The following is a 3694-nucleotide window of genomic DNA, read 5'->3' as shown; positions in this document are numbered from 1 at the left end:
ACCCGCTTCGAGTCAACACGCTTGATGGTGCCGACCTTTTGCTGTGCCGTTCGGGTGACGAAGTTGGAAATAGGGACCATGCCCTGCGCGGTATTAACCCGCAGATTATCCAGCTGTTCCAGACTGCGATAACTCATCGGAAAACGGAGGCGAATTTCGACTTCGTCATCAACTTCCTGAGGGCGGTATTCATGGGCTTTGATCCCGTTTGTAACAAGTTGGATGGTTTTACCAACCGTTGTCACATCCGCACCAAACCGTCCCGCCTGAGCCCGGTCGACTTCGATTTCCCATTCAATGCCGGGGATGGCACGACTGTCTTCCAAGTCGATCAGATCATCGACATTCTGCTCCAGATGATCCCGAATTTTAGCGATTTCCGGGGCCAGTTTTTCTGGAAAACGTGAGGAAAGCTCAATCTGAATATGCTTTCCGGTAGGAGGACCATTATCGGGTTTGCGCACTTCAACAGCGATACCGGCAATATGTTTGGTTTTTTTCCGGATATCTTCGAAAACTTCCGCCGCTGGACGTCGTTCCTGCCAGTCCTTGAATTCCATGTTGATGATGCCGATTACATCTTCGGACACATCCTGACCACTGCTGCCCCCCCCTGTTTTCGTATAAACAGACGAGAAATCTTCCAACTTCAAGATTTCGTTTTCAACGGCTTTAACCAGGTCATCTTTCTCAATCGTTGACATGTTGCCGCGGGCATGAACATAGGCGAGGGCCATTTCCGGCTCAACATTCGGGAAAAATTCGACGCCGTTGCCGTGTTGAGAGTAGTAATATTGAACGCCTACCAAGCAGACAACCGCAACCAATACAATCTTCATCGGATTGCGAAGGGCGAAAGAAAGGGTTTTGATATAGAGCCCGGTGCCGCCGCCAATTGTACGAATATCACCACTTTCAGCCGCCGCAAGCGCACTGAGTGTTTTTGAATTAACGGAGCCGGGTTTACCAAAAACAGATCCCAGTGTTGGCACGAAAACCAACGCCATTAACAAAGATCCGGTCAGGGTCGTGATCAATGTGATTGGCAGGAATTTCATAAATTCACCAACCACACCCGGCCAGAAAAGAAGCGGCATGAACACGGCGAGGGTCGTTGCGGTTGAGGCAATAATGGGCCAGGCCATCCGTTTCGCGGCAAGGCCATAGGCTTCAACTTTATCAAAGCCTTCTGCCATTTTCCGGTCTGCAAACTCGGTAACAACGATTGCCCCATCAACCAACATGCCCACGGCAAGGATCAGGCCAAACAGGACGACGATATTGACTGTGAAGCCAAAGAGATAAAGATATAAAATCCCGATGAGAAACGATCCGGGGATCGACAAACCGACAAGGCCGGCTGTGCGAACGCCCAAGGCACTGATCACCACAACCATCACCAAGATAATGGCGCTGATGATGTTATTCTGCAAATCCTGCAGCATCGTCCGGATATCCTGGGACTTATCCTGACTGAAGGTAACCTGTAAGCCCTCTGGCCAGATTTTCTGTTCCTCACGGACCAACGCCTGCACATCCTCGATGGTATCGATGATGTTTTCACCAAGCCGTTTCTTGATTTCCAGAACAACTGCGGGTTTTCCGTTTAATCGTGCGTAGCTTTCAGCATCTTTGAAGGTCCGGCGAATGTCAGTTACATCACCAAGCGTTACGACACCTTCACCCGAGACTTTTAACGGGATTGAAAAAACGTCTTCAGCGGTTTCGAACAGTCCGGGGACCTTGATGGAAAAACGTCCTTTTCCGGTGTCCATGGATCCAGCAGCGACAAGCTTATTGTTGAGTTGAACTGCATTAATTAGGTCGGAGCTGGAAATGTTATAGCTTTCCAGTTTTACCGGATCGATAATAACTTCCAATACCTCTTCCCGGTCACCACCGATATCGGCGGCCAGAACGCCCGGCAATCCTTCGATGTCATCCTGCAGGTCTTTGGCAATACGGATTAAAGAGCGGGTAGGCAGGTCGCCGGAAAGGGTCACAACCAAGACCGGAAACAAGCCAACATTGACTTCGTTTACCGAAGGATCATCCGTTTCTTCGGGAAGTTCCTTTTTTGCAATATCAACCTTTTCACGCACATCGTCCAAAGCGGAATCCGCGTCGAACCCAGCTTCAAATTCCATCAGGACAGAAGCATGGCCTTCTCCGGCCGTGGATTTCATCTCTTTGATGCCTTCAATGGATCGAAGTTCGATTTCCATTGGACGCACCAATAGGCGCTCCGCGTCTTCCGGTGAAATCCCTTCATGGGTCATCGACACATAAATAATCGGGATGTTGATGTCAGGATCAGCTTCTTTGGCAATATCCACATAGGCCACAAATCCAGCCACAAGGATCAGTACCAACGCACTGATGATCGTTCGGGATCGGTGGATGGCAGCATCAATAATGGCGTTCATTACTGTGCTCCTGCTGTTTTAGTCTGGTAGGCGACTTTTTCACCTTCGCGGACATATTCCTGACCGACAGTGATCAGTCGGGTTTCTTTTGGCAAGCCGCCAATCCACGCACCTGCAGTACCGTCGGTGAGAACGGTTACCGGATAGAAAATAACGGTATTTTCTTCATTGACCGCCCGCACGCCAAGCTCACCCGCTTCGTTTAATGTTAAAAATGCAGGGGAGATAAAATGAGCCATGACTTCTTCGGTCTTGAAAGTGGTTTCCGCTGTCACGCCAGAGCGCAACCGCTTGTCGTCGTTTTGAACCAGAAGCTCAACGCGGAAAGTCCGAGTCGCAGGGTCAGACGTTTTTGAAATAAACCGAACCTTCCCCTTCACAACTTCGCCGGTTACCAGCTTTGCTGTGCCTTCGTCACCGACCTTAATGCGATTAACATAGAGCTCTGAAATCTGACCGGTTACGAGGAACGGGTTTTCATCCACGATAGTCAGGATTGTTCCGCCATCTTTTATGAAATCACCAATTTCTGCGGCTCTTTCATCGATGATGCCATCAAAGGGGGCCCGAATAATCAAATCTTCCAATAGAATTTTTACGGATTTTGCTTTTGCGCGGGCACTGTCCAGCAATGCTTTTGAACCGGCCAATGTTGTGGCTGCGCTGAAGCCTTTTTTGTTAAGGGCATTCGCCGCTTTATATTCGATTTCCCGTTGGCGGATCAGGGCTTCTGCCTCGGCCAGTTGTGCCAGTCTATCTTTAACGGCGAATTTGACCAGCACATCCCCTTCTTTGACCCGCTGACCGCGCTCTACCAGTACTTCAACAACGCGGCCGGGCGTTTCCGCCTTTAACTCTACGGTTCTGATGGCTTCGGTGCGCCCGCGGACAACCACTTCCTGAGCCCGCGGCTCTGCGACAAAAATCTTGGTCTGGACATTAACCGGACCGGTTTCTTTTGGCTGCAATGCAGAAGCAATTTCGGAGGACGGGTCCGCGGCGACAGTCTCAACCGTCGGTTCTTCTTTAAACTGACCGGATACAATCCAGCCTGTGACACCAACGGCGATGACGCCTGCAATAATTACTGAGCGGTTCACAAGATTACCCCTTTACCTGTGTTGAACGGCACATCTTTTTATTCTGCAGCCTTTTGTTGTCTAACTGCGTCATCTTCCAAAAGATGCCTGTTGTCGTGTAAATACTGAATAGCGGCTTTTCGGATCGTTAATCCAAAACCGCATAAGAATTGTTCTGAATGCGGGCGT

Annotated in this window: 2 protein-coding genes; both read right to left on the bottom strand. The window is 49.8% G+C overall.

Annotation, left to right across the window (positions count from 1 at the left end):
• A partial coding sequence (locus ACJAYR_RS17910; RefSeq protein ID WP_415237869.1) for an efflux RND transporter permease subunit occupies window positions 1-2426 on the bottom strand: 2426 nt, incomplete at its 3' end.
• On the bottom strand, window positions 2426-3526 hold the full coding sequence (locus ACJAYR_RS17905; protein ID WP_415237868.1) for an efflux RND transporter periplasmic adaptor subunit: 1101 nt from the start codon (window positions 3524-3526) through the stop codon (window positions 2426-2428). The genes ACJAYR_RS17905 and ACJAYR_RS17910, both read right to left, overlap by 1 nt.
• Window positions 3527-3694 lie beyond the last annotated feature (168 nt).

Source organism: Sneathiella sp. (assembly GCF_047631475.1).
In the GTDB taxonomy this organism is placed as follows: Bacteria; Pseudomonadota; Alphaproteobacteria; order Sneathiellales; family Sneathiellaceae; genus Sneathiella.
Note: the sequence above shows the minus strand (reverse complement) of the source record. Positions and strands in the feature narration are given on the sequence as shown.